The sequence below is a fragment of the Pseudomonas sp. Z4-20 genome (genome assembly GCF_051131955.1).
In the GTDB taxonomy this organism is placed as follows: Bacteria; Pseudomonadota; Gammaproteobacteria; order Pseudomonadales; family Pseudomonadaceae; genus Aquipseudomonas; species Aquipseudomonas marvdashtae.
On the sequence record NZ_CP071641.1, the window covers coordinates 1,975,314 to 1,998,238 of the forward strand.

Annotated in this window: 20 protein-coding genes; 7 read left to right on the forward strand and 13 right to left on the reverse strand. The window is 62.0% G+C overall.

The genetic code is table 11. The features are described from left to right. Positions 1-24: 24 nt before the first annotated feature. The gene (locus tag J3P82_RS09185; RefSeq protein ID WP_434562432.1) at positions 25-1,875 is read right to left on the reverse strand and encodes a sigma-54-dependent Fis family transcriptional regulator; all 1,851 of its coding nucleotides are present in this window, start codon (positions 1,873-1,875) and stop codon (positions 25-27) included. Between the two features lie 317 nt (positions 1,876-2,192). Here J3P82_RS09185 and J3P82_RS09190 point away from each other — a divergent pair, with 317 nt between their 5' ends. Genes J3P82_RS09190 through J3P82_RS09215 form a run of 6 tightly spaced genes read left to right on the forward strand, consistent with a single transcriptional unit; the run spans position 2,193 to position 8,142 of the window. After that, complete coding sequence (locus J3P82_RS09190) at positions 2,193-3,287, forward strand: ABC transporter ATP-binding protein (protein ID WP_434562434.1); 1,095 nt, start codon at positions 2,193-2,195, stop codon at positions 3,285-3,287. Then, complete coding sequence (locus J3P82_RS09195; protein ID WP_434562436.1) at positions 3,287-4,396, forward strand: ABC transporter ATP-binding protein; 1,110 nt, start codon at positions 3,287-3,289, stop codon at positions 4,394-4,396. The genes J3P82_RS09190 and J3P82_RS09195 overlap by 1 nt, the downstream gene beginning before the upstream one ends. Further along, positions 4,393-5,259: a carbohydrate ABC transporter permease gene (locus J3P82_RS09200; protein WP_186639844.1), complete on the forward strand. Its 867-nt coding sequence runs from the start codon at positions 4,393-4,395 to the stop codon at positions 5,257-5,259. The genes J3P82_RS09195 and J3P82_RS09200 overlap by 4 nt, the downstream gene beginning before the upstream one ends. Before the next feature lie 10 nt (positions 5,260-5,269). Continuing rightward, positions 5,270-6,070: a carbohydrate ABC transporter permease gene (locus tag J3P82_RS09205; protein ID WP_434562438.1), complete on the forward strand. Its 801-nt coding sequence runs from the start codon at positions 5,270-5,272 to the stop codon at positions 6,068-6,070. Positions 6,071-6,080: 10 nt separating this feature from the next. Continuing rightward, positions 6,081-6,353, forward strand: coding sequence for a DUF2160 domain-containing protein (locus J3P82_RS09210; protein ID WP_025212861.1), 273 nt, complete (start codon positions 6,081-6,083; stop codon positions 6,351-6,353). Positions 6,354-6,399: 46 nt separating this feature from the next. Then, entirely contained in the window at positions 6,400-8,142 is a 1,743-nt protein-coding gene (locus J3P82_RS09215) for an ABC transporter substrate-binding protein (RefSeq protein ID WP_434562440.1), read from the forward strand. 115 nt (positions 8,143-8,257) lie between these two features. Here J3P82_RS09215 and J3P82_RS09220 read toward each other — a convergent pair whose 3' ends face one another. Beyond that, complete coding sequence (locus tag J3P82_RS09220; RefSeq protein WP_434562442.1) at positions 8,258-9,199, reverse strand: alpha/beta hydrolase; 942 nt, start codon at positions 9,197-9,199, stop codon at positions 8,258-8,260. A gap of 225 nt (positions 9,200-9,424) precedes the next feature. Between J3P82_RS09220 and J3P82_RS09225 the strand changes: the two genes are divergently transcribed. Next, complete coding sequence (locus tag J3P82_RS09225) at positions 9,425-9,652, forward strand: hypothetical protein (protein WP_434562444.1); 228 nt, start codon at positions 9,425-9,427, stop codon at positions 9,650-9,652. A gap of 148 nt (positions 9,653-9,800) precedes the next feature. Here the strand turns inward: J3P82_RS09225 and J3P82_RS09230 are convergent, their stop codons facing one another. From J3P82_RS09230 to J3P82_RS09280, 11 genes are all read right to left on the reverse strand, one after another. Next, positions 9,801-10,595, reverse strand: coding sequence for a ChbG/HpnK family deacetylase (locus J3P82_RS09230; RefSeq protein WP_434562446.1), 795 nt, complete (start codon positions 10,593-10,595; stop codon positions 9,801-9,803). Then, complete coding sequence (locus tag J3P82_RS09235) at positions 10,573-11,742, reverse strand: GNAT family N-acetyltransferase (protein ID WP_434562448.1); 1,170 nt, start codon at positions 11,740-11,742, stop codon at positions 10,573-10,575. The genes J3P82_RS09230 and J3P82_RS09235 overlap by 23 nt, the downstream gene beginning before the upstream one ends. 5 nt (positions 11,743-11,747) lie before the next feature. Then, positions 11,748-12,437 (reverse strand): N-acetyltransferase, encoded by a 690-nt coding sequence (locus J3P82_RS09240; RefSeq protein ID WP_434562450.1) that lies wholly within the window; start codon positions 12,435-12,437, stop codon positions 11,748-11,750. Next, positions 12,434-14,329 (reverse strand): hypothetical protein, encoded by a 1,896-nt coding sequence (locus J3P82_RS09245; RefSeq protein ID WP_434562452.1) that lies wholly within the window; start codon positions 14,327-14,329, stop codon positions 12,434-12,436. The genes J3P82_RS09240 and J3P82_RS09245 overlap by 4 nt, the downstream gene beginning before the upstream one ends. Positions 14,330-14,448: 119 nt before the next feature. Beyond that, the gene (locus J3P82_RS09250) at positions 14,449-15,753 is read right to left on the reverse strand and encodes an oligosaccharide flippase family protein (protein ID WP_434562454.1); all 1,305 of its coding nucleotides are present in this window, start codon (positions 15,751-15,753) and stop codon (positions 14,449-14,451) included. Beyond that, entirely contained in the window at positions 15,750-16,754 is a 1,005-nt protein-coding gene (locus J3P82_RS09255; RefSeq protein WP_434562456.1) for a polysaccharide deacetylase family protein, read from the reverse strand. The genes J3P82_RS09250 and J3P82_RS09255 overlap by 4 nt, the downstream gene beginning before the upstream one ends. Positions 16,755-16,766: 12 nt before the next feature. Further along, positions 16,767-17,903: a glycosyltransferase family 2 protein gene (locus J3P82_RS09260; protein ID WP_434562458.1), complete on the reverse strand. Its 1,137-nt coding sequence runs from the start codon at positions 17,901-17,903 to the stop codon at positions 16,767-16,769. Beyond that, positions 17,896-18,855 carry a glycosyltransferase gene (locus J3P82_RS09265; protein WP_434562460.1) on the reverse strand — a complete coding sequence of 320 codons (960 nt, stop codon included), beginning with the start codon at positions 18,853-18,855 and terminating at the stop codon, positions 17,896-17,898. Before J3P82_RS09265 ends, J3P82_RS09260 begins: the two co-directional genes overlap by 8 nt. Then, a complete protein-coding gene (locus J3P82_RS09270; RefSeq protein ID WP_434562462.1) occupies positions 18,852-20,222 on the reverse strand; it encodes an O-antigen ligase family protein in 1,371 nt (456 codons plus the stop codon). The genes J3P82_RS09265 and J3P82_RS09270 overlap by 4 nt, the downstream gene beginning before the upstream one ends. After that, the gene (locus J3P82_RS09275; RefSeq protein WP_434562464.1) at positions 20,219-21,322 is read right to left on the reverse strand and encodes a glycosyltransferase family 4 protein; all 1,104 of its coding nucleotides are present in this window, start codon (positions 21,320-21,322) and stop codon (positions 20,219-20,221) included. Before J3P82_RS09275 ends, J3P82_RS09270 begins: the two co-directional genes overlap by 4 nt. Continuing rightward, the gene (locus J3P82_RS09280) at positions 21,319-22,911 is read right to left on the reverse strand and encodes a GumC family protein (RefSeq protein WP_434562466.1); all 1,593 of its coding nucleotides are present in this window, start codon (positions 22,909-22,911) and stop codon (positions 21,319-21,321) included. Before J3P82_RS09280 ends, J3P82_RS09275 begins: the two co-directional genes overlap by 4 nt. Between the last annotated feature and the right edge of the window lie 14 nt (positions 22,912-22,925).

Here is a 22,925-nt window from a genome sequence, read left to right on the forward strand (position 1 = left end):
GCCTCTTCGGAGGCTGCTTTCGTCTCAGCTTTCAAGCTGTCGCAGGCGTTTGTACAGCGTATTGCGGCTGACCCCGAGCCGTCGCGCCAGGTGTGAAATATTGCCGCCCACTGCCTGCAACTGGCGGTTCAAGTCCTCGGCATCGTTCAGGTCCACGGTCAGCGGTTCCGGTGTTTCCACCGGCTCCATTTCCAGGTCAACGAAGAAATCGTCGGGCAGATGCTCCGGCCGGATCGGCTGTTCCTCGGCCATCGCCAGGGCCACTTGCAGCACGCTGCTGACTTGCCGCAGGTTGCCCGGCCAAGGATGGCGCTCGAACAGATCGAGGACTTCGCGGCTCAGGCCGGCCCATTGGGTCGGTTCGCGGTGGTGTTCCCACAAGCGTTTGAACAGTGCTTGCTTGTCGCTGCGCTCGCGCAGCGGCGGCAGTTCCAGGGTCAGGCCGCCGATGCGGTAGTACAAATCTTCGCGAAATCGCCCCAGTTGCACCTGTTCACGCAGCGAGCGGTTGGTGGCGGAAATGATGCGGATGTCCACCGGGAACAGCTCGGCGCTGCCCACCGGTTGCACGCAACGCTCCTGCAATACTCGCAACAGGCGGGCCTGGGTTGGCAGGGGCATGTCGCCGATTTCGTCGAGAAACAGCGTGCCACGATCGGCCTTGCGGATCAGGCCGATGCTGCCCTTCTGGTTGGCGCCGGTGAAGGCGCCTTTTTCATAACCGAACAATTCCGATTCCACCAGCTCGGCGGGAATCGCCGCGCAGTTGACCGCGATAAACGCCTGCTTGCAGCGCGAACTGGCCTGGTGCAAGGCTTTGACGAAGACTTCCTTGCCGACGCCGGTCTCGCCGTGGATCAACAGCGGAATGTCTTTTTCCAGCAAGCGCTCGGCCTGGCGCACGGCTTTTTCTACCCGGCTGTCGCCCAAGTGCAGGGTGTTGAGGCTGATGGCGGTATTGGCAGGGGCGTGTGTAGGCGAGGGCGTCGGGTCGGTGAAGATGCGCGGCTTGATCAAAACCTGCTTCGGCCGCCTGAGCAGGCACTGGAATCGATTGCGTCCGGACGCCTGCAAGGCGAACGGCAGGCCGTCGGGCTGGTTGAGCAATTCCATCAGCGAGACCTTGAACAGGCTTTCGATGCTCACCCGCGACAGGCTGAGGCCCAACAGGTTGTCGGCGCGGCGGTTGGCCGAAAGCACCTGGCCGCTCTCATCGAAAATCAGCAACCCGGCCCATTGGCTGTCGAGGTTGTTCAGTCCAGTGTTGAAGGTCAGTTGGAAGTGCTCACCGCGAAACAGGTTGAGGATCAGCCGGTTCTCCACGGTCTGGCTCATCATCTTGACCATGCCCAGGGTGTGGGATGGCGGCAGGTAGCTGTCGCTGGAGACGTCCAGCACCGCGATGACCTTGCGCTCGGCGTCGAAGATCGGCGCCGCGGAGCCGGTCATGAAGCGGTTGGCCTTGAGGAAGTGTTCATCGTGTTCGATGTGCACAGCCTGTTCGCAAGCCAATGCGGTGCCGATGGCGTTGGTGCCCGTGCAGCGTTCCATCCAGCTCGCCCCGGCGCTGAAGCCATGGGCCAGTTTCGGCTCGATGAAACGCTGGGTGCCCCAGGACGTCAGCACCTGGCCCTGATTGTCGGCCAGCATGATCAGGCAATTGGAATTGCTCAGGATGTTCTCGTAATACGGCAGGACTTCCTGGTGCGTGGTCTGCACCAATGAATGCTGGCTTTCCAGCAACTGGGCGATGCCCTCGGCGGGCAGTTGGTCGAACGCGGGCACGCTCTGGTGATTCAGGCCAAAGGCGCGGCAGCGGGACCAGGAGGCTTGGATGATGGCCTCGTGGGTCAAGGCAGGAGCAGGTGCGGCCATGGGGCACTCTCGTAGGTGCGATTTTTTATTGTTGTGGCAAGTCTCGCACAGACTCCATGTGCTGGGGCAATCGCGCCTCCATCGACTGGAGGCCAGGCTAACCGAAAGCGTTCATTCAGTGTTGTTCAAAATTGTTCATTGTCAACCTGCCCATTGTTCAGTTGTTCATTCCTCATTGTTCACTTGTGTTCATCCGCGAATGCCATTTTCCGTTTAACAGAAACCTATTCTAATAAAATCATGGGCTTGCGATTTCTGGCACGGCTTTCGCTTTTGCACCTGGGTCGCTTGACTCCAAATAATAAAAAGGCCGAGCCATGTCATTACAGCTTGAGCACATCTGTCGCACCGTCGAAGGCCAGACCTGGATCGACGATGCCAATCTGAGTTTCGAACCCGGATCCTTCAACGTCCTGCTGGGCCGCACGCTGTCCGGCAAGACCAGCCTCATGCGCTTGATGGCTGGGCTGGACAAGCCCGACAGCGGTCGCATCCTGATGAACGGCGTCGATGTCACCAAGCGGCCGGTGCGGCTGCGCAATGTATCGATGGTCTATCAGCAGTTCATCAACTACCCGACCATGACCGTTTTCGAAAACATCGCCTCGCCGTTGCGCCAGGCCGGTGTGTCCGAGGAGATTATCCAGGGCAAGGTCCTGGAAACCGCGAAGATGCTGCGGATCGAAAAATTCCTCAAGCGTCATCCGCTGGAGCTGTCCGGCGGCCAGCAGCAACGCACGGCCATGGCCCGTGCGCTGGTCAAGGACGCCGAACTGATCCTGTTCGACGAGCCGCTGGTGAACCTCGATTACAAGCTGCGTGAAGAACTGCGCCAGGAAATGCGCGAGCTGTTCCAGGCTCGCCACACCATCGCCGTCTACGCCACCACCGAGCCGAACGAAGCGTTGGCCCTGGGCGGTACCACGACGATCCTGCATGAAGGCCGGGTGATCCAGAGCGGCAAGTCGTCCTCGGTGTATCACCAGCCGCAAACCGTGCTGGCCGCCGAATTGTTTTCCGAGCCACCGATCAACCTCATGCCGGGACGCATTGCCGGCAATGAGGTCAGCTTCGCCAACTTCGTGCACTTCCCGCTGAACGTCGACCTGCGTCCGGTGGGCGAGGGCGAGTTCCGTTTCGGCGTGCGCCCCAGCCATATCTCCCTGGTGCCGAGCAACGATGACGACCTGGAGCTGGCGGTGACCGTCGAGGTGGCCGAGATCAGCGGTTCGGAGACGTTCCTGCACGTGCGCAACGAACACTTCCTGCTCGTCCTGCATTTGCCCGGCGTGCACGAATACGACGTCGACGCACCGATCCGCATCTATATTCCGACCCACAAACTGTTTGTCTTCGATGCCCAGGGCAAGCTCGTCCAAGCCCCCGGGCAGCGCATTGCGAGGGTTGCCTGATGGCCGAAATTCGTTTGCAGAACCTCGCCCACAGCTACACCAGCACCCCGGCGGGCCCCGAAGACTACGCGATTCGCGAGATGAACCATATCTGGGAACAGGGCGGTGCCTACGCGCTGCTCGGGCCTTCTGGCTGCGGCAAGTCGACCTTGCTCAACATCATCTCCGGTTTGCTCAGCCCCTCCGAAGGGCAGGTGATGTTCGACAGTAAAGTGGTTAACGACCTGACCCCGGAGCGCCGCAACATCGCCCAGGTGTTCCAGTTCCCCGTGGTGTACGACACCATGACGGTGTTCGACAACTTGGCGTTCCCGCTGCGCAACCAGGGCATGGCCGAGGCGCGAATCCACACCAAGGTGCAGGAAATCGCCGAGGTCCTCGACCTGCAGAGTCTGCTGGATAAAAAGGCTCGCAACCTCACCGCCGACGAAAAACAGAAAGTCTCCATGGGCCGCGGGCTGGTGCGTGACGATGTGTCCGCGATCCTGTTCGACGAGCCGCTGACGGTGATCGACCCGCACCTGAAATGGAAATTGCGGCGCAAGCTCAAGCAGATCCACGAGCAGTTCAACATCACCATGGTCTACGTCACCCACGACCAGCTGGAAGCCTCGACGTTCGCCGACAAGATCGCGGTGATGTACGGCGGCCAGATCGTCCAGTTCGGCACGCCTCGGGATTTGTTCGAGCGCCCGAGCCACACCTTTGTCGGCTATTTCATCGGCAGCCCCGGCATGAACCTGATCGAGGTCACGGCGCAGTCCGGCGGCGTCGGTTTTGCCTCGACCCACTTGCCGCTCTCGGACACTTTGCAACGGCGTGTCGCCGAAGCCGAGGGCAAAAGCCTGAAGGTCGGTATCCGTCCGGAATTCATCCATGTCTGGGACGGTCCTTACGACGACGCGATGCGAGCCGAGGTCGTGCACGTCGAAGACCTGGGTACCTACAAGATCCTGACCCTGAACCTCGATGGCGCACCGCTGAAAGTGCGCCTGGCCGAAGACAAGCCGGTGCCGGAAGGTACGGCGTACATCAGTTTCCCGGCCCAATGGCTGATGGTCTATGCCGATGAATATCTGCTTGAGTCCGCAGGCGAGGTGCAGCCATGAACAAGGTGCAGAACAACAAGGCCTGGTGGCTGGTGCTGCCGGTATTTCTGCTGGTGGCCTTCAGCGCCGTGATCCCGATGATGACCGTGGTCAACTATTCGGTGCAGGACATTTTTGACCAGTCCAGCCGCTACTTCGTCGGCGCCGACTGGTACCGGCAGGTGCTGCTCGATCCACGCCTGCACGATTCACTGCTGCGCCAGTTCATCTACTCGGCGTGCGTGCTGCTGATTGAGATCCCGCTGGGGATCGCCATCGCCCTGACCATGCCGACCAAGGGCAAATGGTCGTCCCTGGTGTTGATCATCCTGGCGATTCCGCTGCTGATCCCGTGGAACGTGGTGGGCACCATCTGGCAGATTTTCGGCCGCGCTGACATCGGCCTGCTGGGTTCGACGCTCAACGCCATGGGCATCAACTACAACTACGCGGCCAACACCATGGACGCCTGGGTCACGGTGCTGGTGATGGACGTCTGGCACTGGACTTCGCTGGTGGCACTGCTGTGCTATTCGGGGTTGCGGGCGATTCCAGACGTCTACTATCAAGCGGCGCGGATCGATCGTGCATCCAGCTGGGCGGTGTTCCGCCACATTCAGTTGCCGAAGATGAAAAGCGTGCTGCTGATCGCCGTGATGCTGCGATTCATGGACAGCTTCATGATCTATACCGAGCCGTTCGTACTCACCGGCGGCGGGCCGGGCAACGCCACGACGTTCCTCAGCCAGACCCTGACGCAGATGGCCATCGGTCAATTCGACCTGGGCCCGGCGGCGGCGTTTTCCCTGGTGTACTTCCTGATCATTCTGTTGGTGTCCTGGCTGTTCTATACCGCCATGACGCACTCCGACGCCAACCGTTGAGGCCCGCACAATGAGCAAGAGAAAGCTGATTCCGCTTTTGATCTACATCCTGTTCCTGCTGGTGCCCATCTACTGGCTGCTGAACATGTCGTTCAAGAGCAACACCGAAATCCTCGGCGGCCTGACGCTGTGGCCGCAGGATTTCACCTTCCAAAACTACAAGGTGATCTTCACCGACCCGAGCTGGTACACCGGCTACCTCAACTCGCTGTACTACGTCAGCCTGAACACGGTGATTTCCCTGGCGGTCGCGCTGCCGGCGGCCTATGCGTTCTCGCGCTACCGCTTTCTTGGCGACAAGCACCTGTTCTTCTGGCTGCTGACCAACCGTATGGCGCCACCGGCGGTGTTCCTGCTGCCGTTCTTCCAGCTGTATTCATCAATTGGGCTGTTCGACACCCACATCGCCGTGGCCCTGGCTCACTGCCTGTTCAACGTGCCGCTGGCGGTGTGGATCCTCGAAGGCTTCATGTCCGGGGTGCCAAAAGAAATTGACGAGACCGCCTACATTGACGGCTACAGTTTCCCCAAGTTCTTCACCAAGATATTCATTCCGTTGATCGGGTCCGGCATTGGTGTCACGGCATTTTTCTGCTTCATGTTCTCCTGGGTCGAGCTGTTGCTGGCCCGGACATTGACCTCGGTGAATGCCAAGCCGATCGCGGCGGTCATGACCCGCACGGTGTCGGCGTCCGGTATCGACTGGGGTGTGCTGGCGGCGGCGGGGGTGTTGACCATCCTGCCGGGCATGCTGGTGATCTGGTTCGTTCGCAACCACGTGGCCAAGGGCTTTGCCCTGGGCCGGGTCTGAGGAGTCGATGATGGAATGGATGAACTGGACCGCCCCGACGGCGGCATTCTTTGGGGTCATCGCCTTGCTGCTGGCAGGCATGACAACATGGGAACTGCGTTCGCCGAGTATCCCTCGACGTGGTTTCCTGCCGATTGCCACGACCCGTGGTGATCGGTTGTTTATCGGTCTTCTCGGTAGCGCCTACCTGCATCTGCTGGTAATCGGCGTTACCGACTGGAGCATCTGGATAGCGTTCGCGTTGTCTTTGGTGTGGCTGTTGGCAGTGATGCGGTGGGGCTAGTCGCAAAGGTTCGACGAAAGCTCTTAAACCCAAACAGGAGGTCTCTATGTTCGATAAAAACAATAAGCTGCGACATAGCGTTTCATTGGCAGCCATGCTGGCACTCAGCGGGCTGAGCGCTGCGGCCTGGGCCGACGCCTATGAAGACGCCGCTAAAAAATGGATCGGGAGTGAATTCAAGCCGTCGACCCTGACAGCCGAGCAGCAGCTCGAAGAACTCAAGTGGTTCATCAAGGCTGCCGAACCGTTTCGCGGGATGAAAATCAACGTGGTGTCGGAAACCATCGCCACTCACGAATATGAATCCAAGGTACTGGCCAAGGCGTTTAACGAAATCACCGGGATCCAGCTGACCCACGACCTGCTCCAGGAAGGCGACGTGGTGGAGAAGCTGCAGACCCAGATGCAGTCGGACAAGAATATCTATGACGGCTGGGTCAACGACTCGGACCTGATCGGTACGCACTTTCGCTACGGCAAGACCGAGTCGATCACCGACCTGATGGCCAACGAAGGCAAGAATTTCACCTCGCCGACACTGGATCTCAAGGACTTCATCGGCATTTCCTTCACCACCGCGCCGGACGGCAAGGTCTATCAACTGCCCGACCAGCAGTTCGCCAACCTGTACTGGTTCCGCGCCGACTGGTTCGAACGTGCGGACCTGAAGGCCAAGTTCAAGGAAAAATACGGCTACGAGCTGGGTGTACCGGTGAACTGGTCGGCTTATGAAGACATCGCCAAGTTCTTCTCCGAGGACGTCAAGGAGATCGACGGCAAGCGCGTCTACGGCCACATGGACTACGGCAAGAAAGACCCATCCCTGGGCTGGCGCTTCACCGACGCCTGGTTCTCCATGGCCGGCGGTGGCGACAAGGGCCTGCCCAACGGCTTGCCGGTGGACGAGTGGGGCATTCGCGTCGAAGACTGTCATCCGGTCGGTTCCAGCGTGACCCGCGGCGGCGACACCAACGGCCCTGCGGCCGTGTTCGCCACCACCAAATACGTGGACTGGATGAAGAAGTACGCGCCACCGGAAGCGGCGGGCATGACGTTCTCCGAATCCGGACCGGTGCCGGCCCAGGGCAACATCGCCCAGCAGATTTTCTGGTACACCGCATTCACCGCCGACATGACCAAGCCGGGCCTGCCGGTGGTGAACGCCGATGGCACGCCGAAATGGCGCATGGCGCCTTCGCCGCGCGGTCCGTATTGGGAAGAGGGCATGAAGCTGGGCTATCAGGACGTGGGGTCCTGGACGTTCATGAAGTCCACGCCTGAGAAACAGAAACTCGCGGCCTGGCTCTATGCGCAGTTCGTGACGTCCAAGACCGTATCGTTGAAGAAGACCATCGTTGGCCTGACGCCGATTCGTGAGTCGGACATCAACTCCCAGGCGATGACTGACCTGGCGCCGAAACTCGGTGGCCTGGTGGAGTTCTATCGCAGCCCGGCCCGCGTGCAATGGTCGCCGACTGGGACCAACGTGCCGGACTATCCACGCCTGGCACAACTGTGGTGGAGCCACATCGCCGAAGCTGCCAGCGGCGAGAAGACTCCGCAACAGGCCCTCGACGGCCTGGCCAAGGATCAGGACGCGATCATGACCCGTCTGGAACGCTCCAAGGCCCAGGCCACCTGCGCACCTAAGATGAACCCTGAGCGCGACGCGCAATACTGGTTCGACCAACCGGGTGCACCGAAGCCGAAACTGGCGAACGAGAAGCCTAAAGGCGAAACCGTGAGCTACACCGAGCTGTTGAAATCGTGGGAGGCGGCACGCAAGTAATGCTTCAAGCGTGACAAACGAACGGCACCGAAAGGTGCCGTTTTTTTTTGCCCGCGAGCGGAATATCAGGGGAGCTGATGCTTTTTCCTACAAATGTTTGAACGATCAGCAGGCGTCAACCGGCCTTGGCCGAACTGGCGCCAGCGCGTCCTGCGACAGGCGACGTTGTGGTTTTCATCAATGTATCCAGTGCCTGCCGATAAGTCCGGCCCGCCAGGCTCATGCTGTTGTTGTGCGTGGCCCCCGGCACCAGCAACAGGTGCTTGGGCTCGCGGGCGGCATTGAACAACTGCTCGCTGAAGCGCGGCGGTACATAGCGGTCGGCGGCGCCGTGGACGACCAGCAACGGCATGTTGATCTCGCCGATCTTGTCGATGGAATCGAACTTCTGCGACAGCAACCAGCGCACCGGCAAGGAGGTGTTGGCCATCGCGGTGGCGACATCGCCAAGGGACGTGAAGGTGGATTCGATGACCAAGCCCCGGGCCGGCACGACGCTGCCATTGCTGGCGGCTTCCTGGCCCAGTTGCGCCGCGAGGTCGACGGCGACCGCGCCGCCCAGGGAGTGGCCGTAGATCAGCCGAAGCGCCGGGTCCGGTTGCAGCACTTCGAGACGCTCCCAAGCGATTCGCGCGTCCTCATAGACGCTGGCTTCCGACGGCAGGTCGCCCTGGCTCTTGCCGAAACCGCGGTAATCGATGGCCAGCACCGAATAGCCCAGCGCCCTCAGTTGCTGGATGCGAAACAACTGGCCGGTCAGGTTCCACCGCACACCATGCAGGTACAGGATGGCCGGGGCATTCTTGCGTTCGGCCGGCCACCACCAGCCGTGGATATTTTCCCCGGCCTTGAAGCTTTTCGGCTTGAGATCGAACTCCTGCACCCCGCTGGGGAGCCCGCTGAACCAGCTTGCGGTCCCCGGCTCGATGCGAAACACCAATTCGCGCTCCTTGTGCTGCAACACGGCGCAGCCCACCGGCAGGCCGACCACCAGCGCAGCCATGAAAAACCAGGCCAGCCAACGTTGCTTGAGGCGAGAGAGAAAAGATGAGGACATCGACGCGATTCGCTACTTGGGGCAGAAGCTGCGTTTTAGCAGATTCCTTCCAGGGTACGCTGGAATTTCGGACGGTGTGCTTGCGACTGCTGCGCAGCCCAGCGGGGACTAATCCCCTCGCCACGAGGGCCTCGTTGTGCCTCCAGACGGTAGGTAACCCGATCGAACTCTCACCGTTTCGCCCGACTCGAAAACTCGACACCTATCAATATCGAGGACGAAGCCATGACGCCTGAGCATTCCAAAGGGCAAACACCCGTCGGCAACGCTGCACCCGCGAAGGACGCCGTCGGCGAGCCGGTGCCGGTGGTGGAACGCGACGTGCAGCGCCCCGATCCGGCGACCGACAAGGTGGATAAAACGATCACGCCGAAGTCGATCAAGAGCCACGAGCAGGACGCTGAAAAACTGCAGGACAAGGTCCGGCAAGTTGAGAAAAAGCTCGACCGATAAAGGGCGGCCGCCATTCGTCAGATACGCGGGAACGAGCACGTCAATGCCAAGGAGGTCGGCGTTCGCGCTGACCAGGATATGCCCTGGGAGCTGAGGTGAACTCGTGGCGAGGGAGCTTGCTCCCGCTGGGCCGCATAGCGGCCTCTTGTCACGGCATATCCCCCAGGTCGAGCAGCTCGATCCCGCGCCCACTCTCGCCATACCCGACCTTCGGCACTCCCGCCAGACGCCTGTGCAGCACGTGGGTCAGGGATTTACCGGGAGCCAGGCTGGCGTCGCCAAAATCGCCGTCCAGATGCAGTGGGTGAACGATCACCTCAAGCGAGCCATGATCCGGTGGCGCCGCGTGGTGCAAGTCGGCGGGGGTGCAGACGAAGTCCGCTGTTGCGCCGCAAAGTCGACGCAGGCGACGGTTGAGCAGTGTCTTGAAAATCCGTTTGGGCGTGGTCAGGTTCGGCCCTAGGTTGCGGGCCAATCGCATTGGCACGCCTTGACGCGCGGCGAAGCGTGCGACTGCTTCTCCGATGGGCCAGATGTTGTGGACGTGCTGGTGCGAATCCAGGTGGCTGGGGCGCAGGCCGCGGTCCAGGCAATGTTGCCACTGCGCCTGGAGTTCTTCTTCCACCGCCGCCAGATCTTTTGATCTCAGACGCAAGCAATAACGCGACAAGTTGAGGTCGAACTCGCCGCTGACGTCGCAGAATGCCGCCCGTGAGGTGATTGAATGGCTTAGCGGCGACCCATAGCTGAGGTTGAAATGCAGGCCGATACGCCCTTCAAGCAGAGGGTGCAGGGCCAGCTCGCATGCCTGGTCGAAAGCGGGCATGTTGGCCATCGCCGTAGCGGAGCTGATCACGCCTGCTTCGAAGGCTCGCAGGATCAGTTCGTTTTCGCTGAAGCTAAGCCCGAAGTCGTCAGCGTTAACGATCACTTGGCGAGGCATGCGTATTCTCCGAAGGCTTGTTGGGAGACGATGCCGTCGTCGCGGTCGGTCTGGCCCGGCGCTTTCCCAGCCAAGGCTTCAGGCTTTTCCATAGCCGCAAGGCAAGTCCAAGGAACAAGCCGTCGGGCTGCCAGGAATAGAAACTCCAGCGCCAGTGCTCCAGCTGTCCGGTCATGCGTTCGTGCAGTTGATGACTTGAATTCTCCAGGCTGACCCGTGATGCATCGATCCAGCGCCAGTTCTCGTCCAGTCCCCAGCGAATCCACTCTTCGAGCAGTACCCGGCCGCTGCCCAGGTCGGCATGCTGCGGCAGGAACGCCAGGTTGTAGTCGTACAGGCGCCCTTGGTCCAGCAGGCCGAGGCGATAGCTGATGCACTCGCCGTTGAGCTCCAGCATCACCACCCGCACTTGGCCTTGGGCGGCGAGGGCGGTAAAGGCGTGGTTCATCCATTGCCGGCGCCTCGGGTCGGCGAAGATGCCAACGCCTTCCTCGCCTTTCCAGCTGGCCGCCTCGACATCGGCGAGGGCTCGCAACAATTGCCCCATGCTGATGGCGTCCGGTGTCACCCGGCGAATCTCGGCACCGCAGGCGGCGATCCGCTTGCGTGCGCGGCGTAACTTGTAGCGCGGATCGCCAGAAATTTCCTCGCGGTCGCTGTCGCTGATCAAGTGCACCGGCACCCGACAACTGAGCCGCCGCTCCCCAGTGGAACTGAGCGCCATCCAGGCACTGAGGACGCTTTGCTCACCGACCGGCTCAGTCACTTCATTCAATTGCAGCAGGGCGTGGGGCAAATGCTGACGAATCTGCATCAATGCCTGGCCCATGCCTTCGGCGTCCAATTGCGCCAGCAAAGCAATGCGGTCGGCCAGCGGATAACCCAAGTGACGCAGCACCCGGAACGGCAACCCGCCGATCCGCTCGCGCCCCGATACCAGCGGCAGGCAAAGGCACAAGGTCTGCTCTTGCCAACCCAGCAGCAGGTGCAGTTGCTGGTCGGGTAGCAGGGCAAATTCCGCTGCTTGCAGCCAGGCCAGGGTATTGAAGGGTGTCGCGTCGGTCACTTGGGTACGCAGCTGTTCATAAGCTGTGGCAGGAAAATCCGCTGCGCCCAGGGAGCGACACCATTGGAACCGGATCGCCATGGCCATCAGGCCGTTGCAGTCGATGCAACCGGCGGGGCCGGTTTACGAAAGCCGTCCAGTACCGAGCCGCTGTAGAATGTGTCGCGGAAAAACCGCCAGCGCCCGAACAAGCAATACACGTGGGTGATCTGGCCGCGTTCCTGGCAGTCCATGCGTATATGCATTTTGATCGCTGGGGTGTTCTGCAAGTCGCAGACATCGACCATTTTGCTGCAACCCTTGTCTTCCATGATTTTCCACATGTCCATCTGTACATCCGCCGACAGTTGGGTTCCCCAGTACGCGCGGATCATCTCGCCACCGAACTGAAAGTACTCGCCGGGCTTGATCGGGAACCAGCAGCCATAGAAGTGATGATCGAAATAGTCCCGCATGCTGGCCCAGACGAAACCCACGGTGTCGCCCTTGTCGTCCAGGTACATCAGGCCGGTGTAGCCCTCGGCCGCCAGCTCGCGCATGGTTTCGACACGGTCGCCGAAATGCCGGGTAAAAGCGTCGGCATTGGCGACTGTGATGAACTCTCGGCGCAGCGGTGGGTAAGGCCTCAGGTTATGCGACCTCAATGGAATCTTCACATCGTGTTCCAGCCACACCAGTTGCGAATGGAAAAACACGAAGCGGCGTACCAGCAGCTTTAAGAGGGAGCGCAGGCCTTTTTTCTGAATGCGATCACGCAATTTTTGCAGAACGTTCATGGAGCCTCCTGACGGGTGGCAGGTTGTGGGAGAAGGGAAGCAGTCCAACTCAGGGCGAACACGGTTTCCCCTGGCAGCAGGAAACCGACTTGGCCGGCCTTGCAGTCGAACGGGACGTTGCGGCTGATGTTGTCGGGGCCGAAATACACCAGGCTCGCGCCGGGTTGCGGGCAGGCCGCGCCCTCCAGGCTGACTTGATGGGCGCGGGTGCTTTTGTTCACGCCCAGCAGACTGCGCTGTGGCCCGGTGGCCATGGCCAGCGCATCGACTTCAAACGCATCGTTGTCCAGGCGCAGAACCTGGTCGAGCCAGTGTTGCTGGATGAATTGCTGGGCCAGGCCCACCGGCTTGATCTCGAAGCGCTGGGTTCCCAGGATCCGCACCATGCCCTTGGGGTATTGCGGCTCGTCGGCGGACATGAACCAGTTGAGCATGTCCAGCCAGCCGTCGGCGGAGGCGTTGATCGCCACCGACGTCCACCACAGGGCGGCGTAGTGGGTTTCCTGGTCGTAGGGGCTCAGGCTCGAGCCGCTGGACATGTTGGTCTGGTCCAGCAGCAAGGCCTTGCGCGGCCGGCCCTGGCGGTCCAATCCCACCAGATCGGCGGCCTGCCGGACGCTGTCGCGATACGTCCGGGTGGCCAGTAAGTCGCGGACCATCCATTCATGCCAGGCCAGGGCGTCGATCTGATCGCCGGACGTTTCCAGCAGGCGCCGCGCCCAGTCGATCCCGCGTTTTTGCACGGCGTTTTCCGCCAGCGGACCGTTGGTGAACCGCGAACTGGCCGGTATGGCGATGCGTACCCCGGCGCGTGCGTTGGCGTCGTCGGCGCGGACCTGGTCGACCATGCTGTCGAACACTTGCTGGTAACTGGCGAAGTCCGGGTAGTTGAGGTTCGGTTCATCGGCGAAACTGAGGTAGTGGATGCCTTTGCCACCCAGGGCCCGAGTCGATTTGAGCCAGGCTTGCAAGCCGCTGTTGCTGGTTCGATCGGCCCGCAGATCGGCCTGGCGCTGGCTGCCGGCCAACAAGGTGATGTCCCGGTCGATGCCGAAGCGGTCCTGATACAAGCGCCGGAAAGCATCTTCATGATCGGCCCTGGCCGCGGTGACATCGACGAGGCTGTAGTAGGTGGCGGCTCGGGGCTTGAGTGCATCGAGCACGGCGTAGCTGGACGGCGGCGGCAATACGTAGGGCAGGGACATGCCCAATCTTGGGGTCGTGCCGAGTACCTCGTCGTGGACCTTCAAGTGGGTTTGCCCGGGATCCTCGCGCAACGGTTGCAGGTGCGCCGGGTCTTGGGCGAACAGGTTGGCCGTGCCGTCCAGCCAGAACGCCAGCTTGCCATTGCCTTGCACCTGCAAGCGCCAGGTCTGTTCGACGTCGGCTGCCGGCAGCGCCACTTGATCGAAATGCCAATAGGCGCGGTACGGCTTGAGGTTCAGTTGCAGCTGTTTGCCATCGGCGACGCGCCGGGCTTGCAACGCGCGCACGCCGTTATGGAATTTGCCCGCCAGCACTGCCTGCTCGCCAGCAGCCACTTTGAAATACAACTCGTCGCCGTCGTGGACTTCGGCGCTGAAATGCACTTTGGCCGGGGCGAACAGGGCGTGGGTGCGGGCATCGTGTTCGACCCCATAGCGACGGAAACTGTAGCCGGGAATTTCCAGGCGATAACTGGCGACGCCCGGCAACAAGGGCCACTGCTGCTCGCCACGCACCTGAGCGGCCTCGACCAGGCGTTCACCGACGAGTTGCCCTTGGCCGTCGAGCAGGTACAAGTGTTCGGTGTTGGCCTCGGCCTGCCAGGCCGGCACCCAGCGCACGGTCACCCGATCCGCACGGTCGGTTTGCAGGTACAGGCTGCCGTCGCGGATACCGGTCCATTGCATGGACGCGCCGTGGGCCAGGCAGCCCAAGCTGCATAGGCACAAGCACAAGCCGGTTTTCCACCCGTGGACTGACACCCTCGCAAGCCTGCTCACGATGGCGGTTTGACGGATAACCGCACTCATGCCGATTTCCCCAGGAGCATCTGACGCATCGGCAGCAGATCGCTTGGCAGGATGATCAACGTCTGCCACAGCAACACGCCGCTGAGACGGCAATACATCATCAGCATGGCAACGGTCACACCCAGATAGGCGATGGACGAAGCGGCGGCAGCGCCGACGATGCCATAGCGGGGAATGAACACCAGGTTGAGTGCCAGGTTCGCCAGCGCCCCGGCGCCCATCAGCAGCGATACGCTGCCGGGACGATCCTTGCCTAGCAAGTCGAGGCGCAGGATGCTTGCGTAGCAGAGTCCGAACAGCCCCGGCAGCAAGGCCAGCAGGGCGGGATAGGCCGGTTGATAGACCGCGCCGAACAGCGTGACGATCAGCCATTCGCCCACCAACGCCATGCCCAGGCAGGCGCCGAGCATCACCGTTGCGGTCAGGCGCAAGGCCAGCGGGGTCAGGCGCTGCATGTCTCTGTCTTGCTGCAGCAGGCGTTTCATCAGCGGAGTGGTGACCGCTTCCGGCACGATCAGCAGCAGCTCGGCGGCGGCGCTGGCCATGGCGTAATGTCCCAACGCGGTGCTGCCCAACAGTGCACCGATGAACAGGAAGTCCGAACGCAGCATCACTTGCTGGAACAGCAAATCCGGATGGCTGCGTGCGCCGTAGCGCAGCAGTTCGTTCTGACTGGCGCGATCCCAGTGCAGGGTGAACGCGTGATCGCGGCGCAACCACATCCAACCGGCCAGCACCACCAGGCTCAGGCCTGCCAGCCAACTGATCAGCGCCGCTTCCAGCGCGGTGTCTTTCCACATCCAGAACAACGCCACGAACAGCAACAGCGGCGCCAGGGATTCCATCAGCCGCAAGGCATTGAACGCGCCCACGCCGCCCGAGGCATTGTGCAGGGTCAGCAGGCCGCTCTTGAGCACCGTCAACGGTACGGCCAACAACAGCAGCCATGCCAGCAGGCCCAGCTGCGTGGTGATATCCAGTTCGCCGCCGAATTCGCGTACCAGCGCCACCACCAGCAACGTCAGCAACCCGGCCAGCAGGCAGCCGAAGACCAGCACCTGACTGAGCAGCAAACCCATCGACCGTTGCTGCGCGGCCTGGTAACCGACGGCACTGTTCAGCCCGCCGCTGGTGGCGGCGCTGATCAGGTCCGGCAGGGTGCTGAGCAGCGCGAACAGCCCGCGTTCGCTGGGCCCGAGGATCCGCGCCAGCAGCACGTTGCGCAGCAGGCGCAGGCCGATCATCGCCAGGCGCGTGCCCATGCTCAGCGCCAAGTGCCTGAGGTAATGAGCGCGGCTCATGGGCGTGCCCCTCGACGAATGCGCCAGGCCAGCAGTTCCGGGTGACAGGCGTTGCGCTGGCTGACGCCGAAGCGCGGCAGGTTCAAGGGATCGCCGTCGTGGCGATACAGCCCGGCGTCGGTGCCCAGGGCAAAAGGAAAACCATGGGCCGCCACCTGCTCGCGCACACGAGCGTCATTGTCACCGTTGGGGTAGCAATACACCGGCAAGGGTTGAGCGCAGCCGTTTTCCAGAGCCGTCCAACTGCGGGTCAGTTCTTCGTGCAGGCGCTGGTCATCCAGCCCGGTCAGAATCGCGTGGCTGGCGCCATGGGGGCCAAAGCGCACCAGCCCGGAATCTTCGAGCATGCGTACTTGGGTCCAGTCCAGCGCCTGGGGTTGGGAACCTTGTGGGCAAGCGTCGGTGAGGTCGCTCAAGAGGCGTGGGTCGAGGCTCTTGAGGCTTTGCAGATAATGCAGCAGCGCCAGGCTGCGGCGCTCGTCATCAATGTCATCGAGCAGCACCGGCAACGGCCGGCCGACGTCGTGCAAATGCTCGATCAGAGCGTTCCGCGCCACCTGGCCGTGGCTGCCCCAGAGGGTTTCGCCGATGCTTTCCCACCAGAAGTGCTGGCGGCTGCCGACGAAATCAGTGGACAAAAAAATGCTCGCCGGCACCTGGTACTGGCGCAGCAGGGGAAAGGCGTTCATAGCGTTATCGCGCCAGCCGTCGTCAAACGTCAGCGCCACCCGTGGGCGGTTCGGAACGCTTTCCGGGTCGGCCAGCAACAAGCTCATCAAGGGCACGCATTCAAAATGCCGTTGCAGCCAGATCAACAAATGCTCGAACGCATCAGGTCCCACGCACAGCTCGTTGCGATGGGGCAGCTCGGCGGCGCGGTCGTTGTTCAGCACTCGATGCAGCATCAGGATGACGCCGGCGCCACGCAACGGGTGGCGGCCCAGGGAAGTGTTCAGGTATAGCCAACCGCCGGTGCGCTTGAAGACGTGTTTGATCGACATCGGCCGTACTCCTTAGCGATTCTGCTCGGGGTTCCATTGGCTGTAGCGTTGGCCGCGCAGGAACTGCCACAGGCCGATGCTCATGCCCGCCAGCGTGACCAGCACGAACGCAGCCAGGCGAAAGGGCCGGGGCAAGCGGTGGCCCGCGTCCATCAAGCCGATCAGCGCCATCGCGTAGCCCAGCAGTTGCGCCACCAGGCTCAGGCGATAGAACCCATGCTCGTTCCACAGCCAGGCATTGCTCAGCAGCAGCGGCAAGAGCAACACCGGCGCCAGGCGGCGGATCAACTTGTGGCTGATCAACCCAATGGCGTAGAGCCCATGGCGCAGCGGATTGAGCAGCTCCCGGCGCTGGGCCAGGCTCTGCAACCCGCCGACGGTGACCCGTTGGCGACGGCGAAACTGCTTGTCGGCTTCGTCCACGCCTTGATCGGTCACCCGGGCCCGTGGCGCGTAGACGATGGACTTGCCCAGCGCCGGCGCACAGGTGCTGAGAAAGAAGTCATCGTTGACCTGCGCCGGAATCGCTTGGTACAGCGTCCGGCGCAGCGCCAGCAGGGCGCCGTCGGCCGAGACCATGCAGCCGGTGCGGCTTTCCACCCGCCGCAGCCAGCCTTCGTAATGGCGGTACAGGCTGTCGCCCAGGCTCAGGCCCTTGCCCGGCACGGGGATTTCCATATGCCCGGCGCAGGCGCCGACTTCCGGATCGCCCAGCGGCGCCAACAAATGACCGAGGGTGTCGTGGGCCCACCGGTTATCGGCATCGGTAAACACCAGGATCTCGCCATTGCTGTGGGCCACACCGGCATTAAGGGCGGCGGCCTTGCCTTGGCGTGGCAGGTCAAGCACGGTGACGCGCGAGTCGATGACCTTGCGCGCGCAGGCCACCGTGTCGTCGGTCGAGCCATCGCTGGCGAGGATGATTTGTAGCGAGCGCGCCGGATAGTCCTGGGCCAGCAAGGTGCGCAGTTTCTCTTCGATATGACGCGCCTCGTTGTGGGCGGCGATGACAATGCTGACGTTCATCGGCAAGGCCGTGCCGTAGCGCCGGATCGGGAACAGCGGGGCCAGCAGGCTCAGCATCAGCGGATAGCCGAGGTAGGCGTAGACGGGCAGCAACAGGCAAGACCAATAAATGAATTCAGCCACGGGCAGGTCTCCTGACGTTCCATTGACATAGATTGAGCAGCAACGCAGCGCCGGTCAGGTGCAGGCGCATCCCATGCAGGATCCACAGTTGCAAGGCCAGGCGCGGGTCGCGTTGGCTCTGGCGCAGGCTGAGGACCAAGGCCGGCAAAGCGGCGATAAGCAGCAACATCAATCCCAGGCGCGCCTGGCCCTGGAGCAGGGCAACCAGCGCCAGGAAATCCAGGCCCCAGGCGCCAATGGACAACGCGGGGAAACGCAACAGGCGCAGGCTCGGCCCGTGGCTGCGCAGCAACTGCCAGTGACTGCCCTGGCGCCACAATTCCTTGCTCATCCATTCACGCCAACTGCCTTCGTAGCCCCAGTGCAGGGCCACGCTTTCGTTGACCAACAGCAACTGCGCGCCGGCTTCGCGCAAGCGCAGGGAAAAATCCTTGTCTTCGCCGGTGCGCAGGGTTTCGTCGAAGCCTGCGACCTGATCGAACCAGGCGCGGCGCATCAGCAGGTTGGCACTGGGCAACCACTGCACCCGATGCAAGGGGCGTGAACCGGGACGCTGGCTGCGGCGCTGCCAGGCTCGCGCGAACCACGGCGCGTGTCCGGGCGTGTCCAAATCAAGGCCCAGCACATCGCCCTGGCGGCCTTCCATTTCGACCAACAGCTTGAGCCAGTCGGCGGGCATTTCCATGTCGGCGTCGATGAACGCCAGCCAGTCACCGCTGGCGATCGCCGCGCCACGGTTGCGCAGGGTGCCGATGTGTACGCCGGGCACGATCAGCACCCGCGCGCCGAGCTCGTTGGCGATGCGCGGGCCATGGTCATCGGAGCCGTTGTCGACCACGATCAGTTCGCATTCCAGTTGCGCCTGGCACGCGGCCTCCCGCGCTGCCAGCAGCGTGCGGCCGATGTGCCGGGCCTCGTTGTACATCGGGATGACGATACTGACGCGGCTCATGAGCGGGCCTCCGCTGGCGCGGCCTGTTCGGCGTCGTAGCGCAACACGCTGGTCAAGGCGAGCATGATCCACAGCAACTTGTGATTCGGTGCGCTGAGGAACATCAGGAACAACGCCAGCGACAGGAAACTCATGCCCAGGTGCGTCAACAAGTCCGCTTGCGCCCAGTCCCGGCGCTGGAGCCAGAGTTGGCGCGCGCGCATCAGGTTGTAGAGGCCCAGGCCGATCATGCCGACAAACATCAACCCGCCTGGAACGCCGATCTCGCTGAAAATTTCCAGGTAGGTGTTATGCGCCCGGCGATACAGGTCGCCCAATTTGCGATTGGCCGAGAAGGCCTTGGCGTAGCCAGTGGGGGCGTAGTGCAGGGGAAACGTCCCGGGGCCCGAACCAAGTATCGGGTTCTCGCGGATCATCTGGCTGCCCACGAGAATGTACGAGGCGCGGCGGCCCAGGGATTCGTCCTTGTGAGCGCTGGCGCCGGCACTGAGGATGCTCAACGATTGGATGCGCGCCACGTAACCGGCGGGCATCACGGCGATGGTCGCCGGGACCAGGAGCGCCAGCCCGAGCATGGCGAACCCCAGGTGCCGAGGACGGATACGCGGCAATTGCGCCCGATAGTGATACAACCCGATCACCAGACTGAGCAACAGAACCACCAGCCCGGACCGCGATTCGGTCTTGGTCATGCCGCCGAGCAAGAGGATGAAACCCCCTCCCCAGAACAACCGGTGCAACAGGTTCGGGCTGCGCAGGACCAGCAACAGGGCCAGCGGCACGGTGAAAGCGATCAACAGCGCAAACGAGTTAGGGTCTTCCAGCAGGCCGGAGGCGCGGCCCTGGTCCTGGTATTTAGCCGAAAACATCGCGAGCACGCAGGTGGTAGCGACGCTGACGGTCATCATTCGGGCGAACAGGTCCAGGTTCAGTTCGCGACCGATCAGCAAGGTGATCACGAAAAGAATCAGCCCCACCGTCAGCTCTCGCAGATGGGTCATGGACAAGTCCATGTTTTCTGAGATCAACAGGCTCAGGCCATACAGCATCATGAAGCCGATCAGCGGCTTCCAGATATTGCTGCGCAGGCGAGCCGCTGGAATCTGGTGCAAGGCCAGTTGCAACATCAGGATCAGGATCAGCGCCACGCCAAAAAACTTGCTGCCGGAAAACGCGTTGTCCTTGAACAGGCCTTCGAACGGTACCAACGCCGCTATGCCCAGCAAACCCCAGCCGGGCTTGCGGTACAACACGGCGACGCCGACCAGCCCCAGCACCGCACCCGGTGCGAGAAACGGATATGGACTGGCCAGCAATGCCAGGCACACCAGCCCCAACAGACTGACGATCGAGAGCGGGACAATCATGGCTGAGCCTCCCGTGCCGTGCGGATGTAGAGCTGCGACCAGCGTTCGGCCAGCGTACGCAGGTCGTAGCGGTCGCTTTGGGTGCGGCGCGCGTTATCGGCCAGGATCCGCGCCAGGGGCGGTTCGCTGAACAGCGTTTCGATCTGCTGCGCCAGCTGCGCGCTGTCGGCCGGCGTGGCGAGCAGGCCGTTGTGGCGGTCCTGCAGGACATCGGGAATGCCGCCGACGCCGAACGCCACCACCGGCACTCCGGCTTGCATGGCTTCGAGCAGGATCATCGGCGTGCCTTCGGTGCGTGAGCTGATTACCAGCACATCGAGGCGGCTCCACCATTCATTCATGTCGGTCTGGTAACCGGGCAATTCGATGCGCGTGGGCAGCCCGGCCTCGGCGATGCGCTTGAGCAAGGGCTGGCGTTCCGGGCCGTCGCCGAGCATCACCGCGTGCAGCGCCGCATGCTGCTGGCACAGCGGGATCATCGCGTCCAGGAACAAGTCCGGACCTTTCTCGCTGCTCAAGCGCCCCACATAGCCGACCCGCCAGCGCTGCCGGTCGTCGCGGTGGGGCAGCGGCGTCGTCTTGGCTGGCAGGCCGTTGGGAATCACGTCGAGTTTTTCCGCCTTCACGCTGGCCTGGCGATGCAGTGCCGCAATGCTTTCGGCCACGCAAACTACGCGCTTGACCGGCGCGGTGCGGCACAGCTGCAGGCTCAGCCAGGTGTAGAAACGCTGCTTGGGACTGCGCGGTGTGAAGCCGTGCTGGGTAATCACCAGCGGCAGGCGCAGCAACGTGGCCGCGGCCCAGCCGAACAACAGGCCCTTGAAGTTGTGCGTATTGATCAGCGGCCGATCTGCGCGCCGTTGCCGCAGGTGCTGCAACAGCTCGCCCCAACTGGCGCAGTGGCGGCAATCGACCCCGGCCTGGCGGAAACGCGTGATCAAGGTCGGCGGCGCCGCCAGGAACAACACTTGGTGTTGTCCGGGCGTGGCCAGGCAATGATCGAGCAACATCCGCTCGGCCCCGTAGAAGCCACCGCTGTCGAGCAGATGAATGATCGACAGGGGGCTGCTGCGGTGGGACGGGCCGAACGGCGCGTTCAATTTTTCACCCAATGGACAAGGCTGGGCAGGCTCCAGTTGCGATGCGGGTTGAGCTGCTCGGGCGACTGCTCGTTGATCACCAGCAACACCGGCAGGTCCAGTTGTTGGCCAATCTGCGCTGGATGCTTGAAGCGATGGTCGAAGAACTCGCGCACATAGACCAGGGCGATCGCCAGCAGCAAGCCGCTGAACAGGCCGAATGCAATGATCAACATCGGCTTGGGAAACGCTGCGGCGGTGGGTTCGAACGGCGGGCTCAGTACTCGCGCGTTGGACAGGTCGTTGTCCAGCGAACGAGCAGAGCTGGCTTCGGCGAACCGCTGGGCATAGGTGGAGAACGCCGCATGCAGCGCGTTGATCTCGGTGTCCATCTGCCGCAGCTTGCTCTGGGTTTCCTGCAACTGGTGGATGCGCTCCTTGAAGACGGCGATTCGTTCGACTTTCTGATTGATCACTGAACTGACCACCGCCAGGTCGGTGGTGCGTTCCTGGATGCGGTTGCTCACCACTTTCAAAAATTGCTGGCGAGTGCGCATGATCTGCTCGCGAGCCAGCAGCATCGGTTCGCTGCTGGGCTGGAAGATCGCCAAGTCGTTCATGTAACGGCTGACCTGGCTGGTCAGTTGCTCGCCCAGTTGTTTGATTTCACGGTCTTCGAAGGCGATGTTGTCCACGGTGGTGGTGAAGGTGAACGGGAAGGTGTAGTCGTTGAACCGCGAGCTGTTCGCCGCCGCCAGGCTGGTCTTGAGGTAGTCGAGCCAACGTTGGCTTTGCAACAGGCGATCCTGATACAGGTTCAAGGCCTGCTCTTCGGTGTTGATGGCGTTCAGGCGGAAGGTGATTTCTTCCTTGGGGTCAGAGGAACCGACGCCTTCAAGCAGCCCCAGGCGGTTGCCCTCCAGGCCGTCAAGGCGCGTCTGGTATTGGACTTTTTTCTGTTCGTAAAAGGTCTGGGGCAATTCGATCGATTGCAGTGCCTGGCGGCCGGTGAGGTAGTTCTCCAACAGTTGTGCCACGAACCGGGTGCCCTGGGCCGGGTCGCCGAAGCTATAGACGATGGAGATGACGTTGGAGCCGGGCAGGGTCTCGATCTTGAGATTTTCGATGGCCTCGTCGGTCAGCGTATCCAGCAGGGTGTCGCGTACCGGATCGACCTCCAGCCCCAGGCCGTCGCGCAGCGGGTTGATCACGTATTCGCGCAAGGGCTGGGTGACGTAGCGCTTGAGCGGTTCGCTCACCCATTTGTCGAGGACGCCAGGGCTTGGGGTGTATTCGCCTTGGTCGCGCAGGGTCTTGATGGTCTCGCGAATCAACGCCGGCGAGCGGAGGATATTGCTTTCGGTTTCCATGTCCGCCAGGGACGGTGGAATGAAGGTGGCGTTTTCCTGGTTCAGCGACGTGGTGGCGTCGCCCTGTGAGAGTTTTTTCGATTGGACGATCACTTGGGCAGTGATGTCGAAGCTCTGCTTGAGCATCAACGGCAATACCAGGGCGATCACCGCGAAAACCAGGAAGACGCGCTTCACCCACTGCTTGTTGGCGAAGAAGATCCTGAAAAACTCATGCAGATAATTTTCCTTGGGGTTCATGGTCGGTCACCTGG

What these genes read in the sequence shown, in the direction of transcription:
- J3P82_RS09240 (WP_434562450.1), bottom strand. Translation starts at nt 12,437, where the DNA reads ATGAACGTTCTGCAAAAATTGCGTGATCGCATTCAGAAAAAAGGCCTG.
- J3P82_RS09200 (WP_186639844.1), top strand. Translation starts at nt 4,393, where the DNA reads ATGAACAAGGTGCAGAACAACAAGGCCTGGTGGCTGGTGCTGCCGGTA.
- J3P82_RS09190 (WP_434562434.1), top strand. Translation starts at nt 2,193, where the DNA reads ATGTCATTACAGCTTGAGCACATCTGTCGCACCGTCGAAGGCCAGACC.
- J3P82_RS09230 (WP_434562446.1), bottom strand. Translation starts at nt 10,595, where the DNA reads ATGCCTCGCCAAGTGATCGTTAACGCTGACGACTTCGGGCTTAGCTTC.
- J3P82_RS09280 (WP_434562466.1), bottom strand. Translation starts at nt 22,911, where the DNA reads ATGAACCCCAAGGAAAATTATCTGCATGAGTTTTTCAGGATCTTCTTC.
- J3P82_RS09250 (WP_434562454.1), bottom strand. Translation starts at nt 15,753, where the DNA reads ATGAGCCGCGCTCATTACCTCAGGCACTTGGCGCTGAGCATGGGCACG.
- J3P82_RS09225 (WP_434562444.1), top strand. Translation starts at nt 9,425, where the DNA reads ATGACGCCTGAGCATTCCAAAGGGCAAACACCCGTCGGCAACGCTGCA.
- J3P82_RS09205 (WP_434562438.1), top strand. Translation starts at nt 5,270, where the DNA reads ATGAGCAAGAGAAAGCTGATTCCGCTTTTGATCTACATCCTGTTCCTG.
- J3P82_RS09255 (WP_434562456.1), bottom strand. Translation starts at nt 16,754, where the DNA reads ATGTCGATCAAACACGTCTTCAAGCGCACCGGCGGTTGGCTATACCTG.
- J3P82_RS09215 (WP_434562440.1), top strand. Translation starts at nt 6,400, where the DNA reads ATGTTCGATAAAAACAATAAGCTGCGACATAGCGTTTCATTGGCAGCC.
- J3P82_RS09265 (WP_434562460.1), bottom strand. Translation starts at nt 18,855, where the DNA reads ATGAGCCGCGTCAGTATCGTCATCCCGATGTACAACGAGGCCCGGCAC.
- J3P82_RS09210 (WP_025212861.1), top strand. Translation starts at nt 6,081, where the DNA reads ATGGAATGGATGAACTGGACCGCCCCGACGGCGGCATTCTTTGGGGTC.
- J3P82_RS09270 (WP_434562462.1), bottom strand. Translation starts at nt 20,222, where the DNA reads ATGATTGTCCCGCTCTCGATCGTCAGTCTGTTGGGGCTGGTGTGCCTG.
- J3P82_RS09185 (WP_434562432.1), bottom strand. Translation starts at nt 1,875, where the DNA reads ATGGCCGCACCTGCTCCTGCCTTGACCCACGAGGCCATCATCCAAGCC.
- J3P82_RS09195 (WP_434562436.1), top strand. Translation starts at nt 3,287, where the DNA reads ATGGCCGAAATTCGTTTGCAGAACCTCGCCCACAGCTACACCAGCACC.
- J3P82_RS09245 (WP_434562452.1), bottom strand. Translation starts at nt 14,329, where the DNA reads ATGCAATGGACCGGTATCCGCGACGGCAGCCTGTACCTGCAAACCGAC.
- J3P82_RS09220 (WP_434562442.1), bottom strand. Translation starts at nt 9,199, where the DNA reads ATGTCCTCATCTTTTCTCTCTCGCCTCAAGCAACGTTGGCTGGCCTGG.
- J3P82_RS09235 (WP_434562448.1), bottom strand. Translation starts at nt 11,742, where the DNA reads ATGGCGATCCGGTTCCAATGGTGTCGCTCCCTGGGCGCAGCGGATTTT.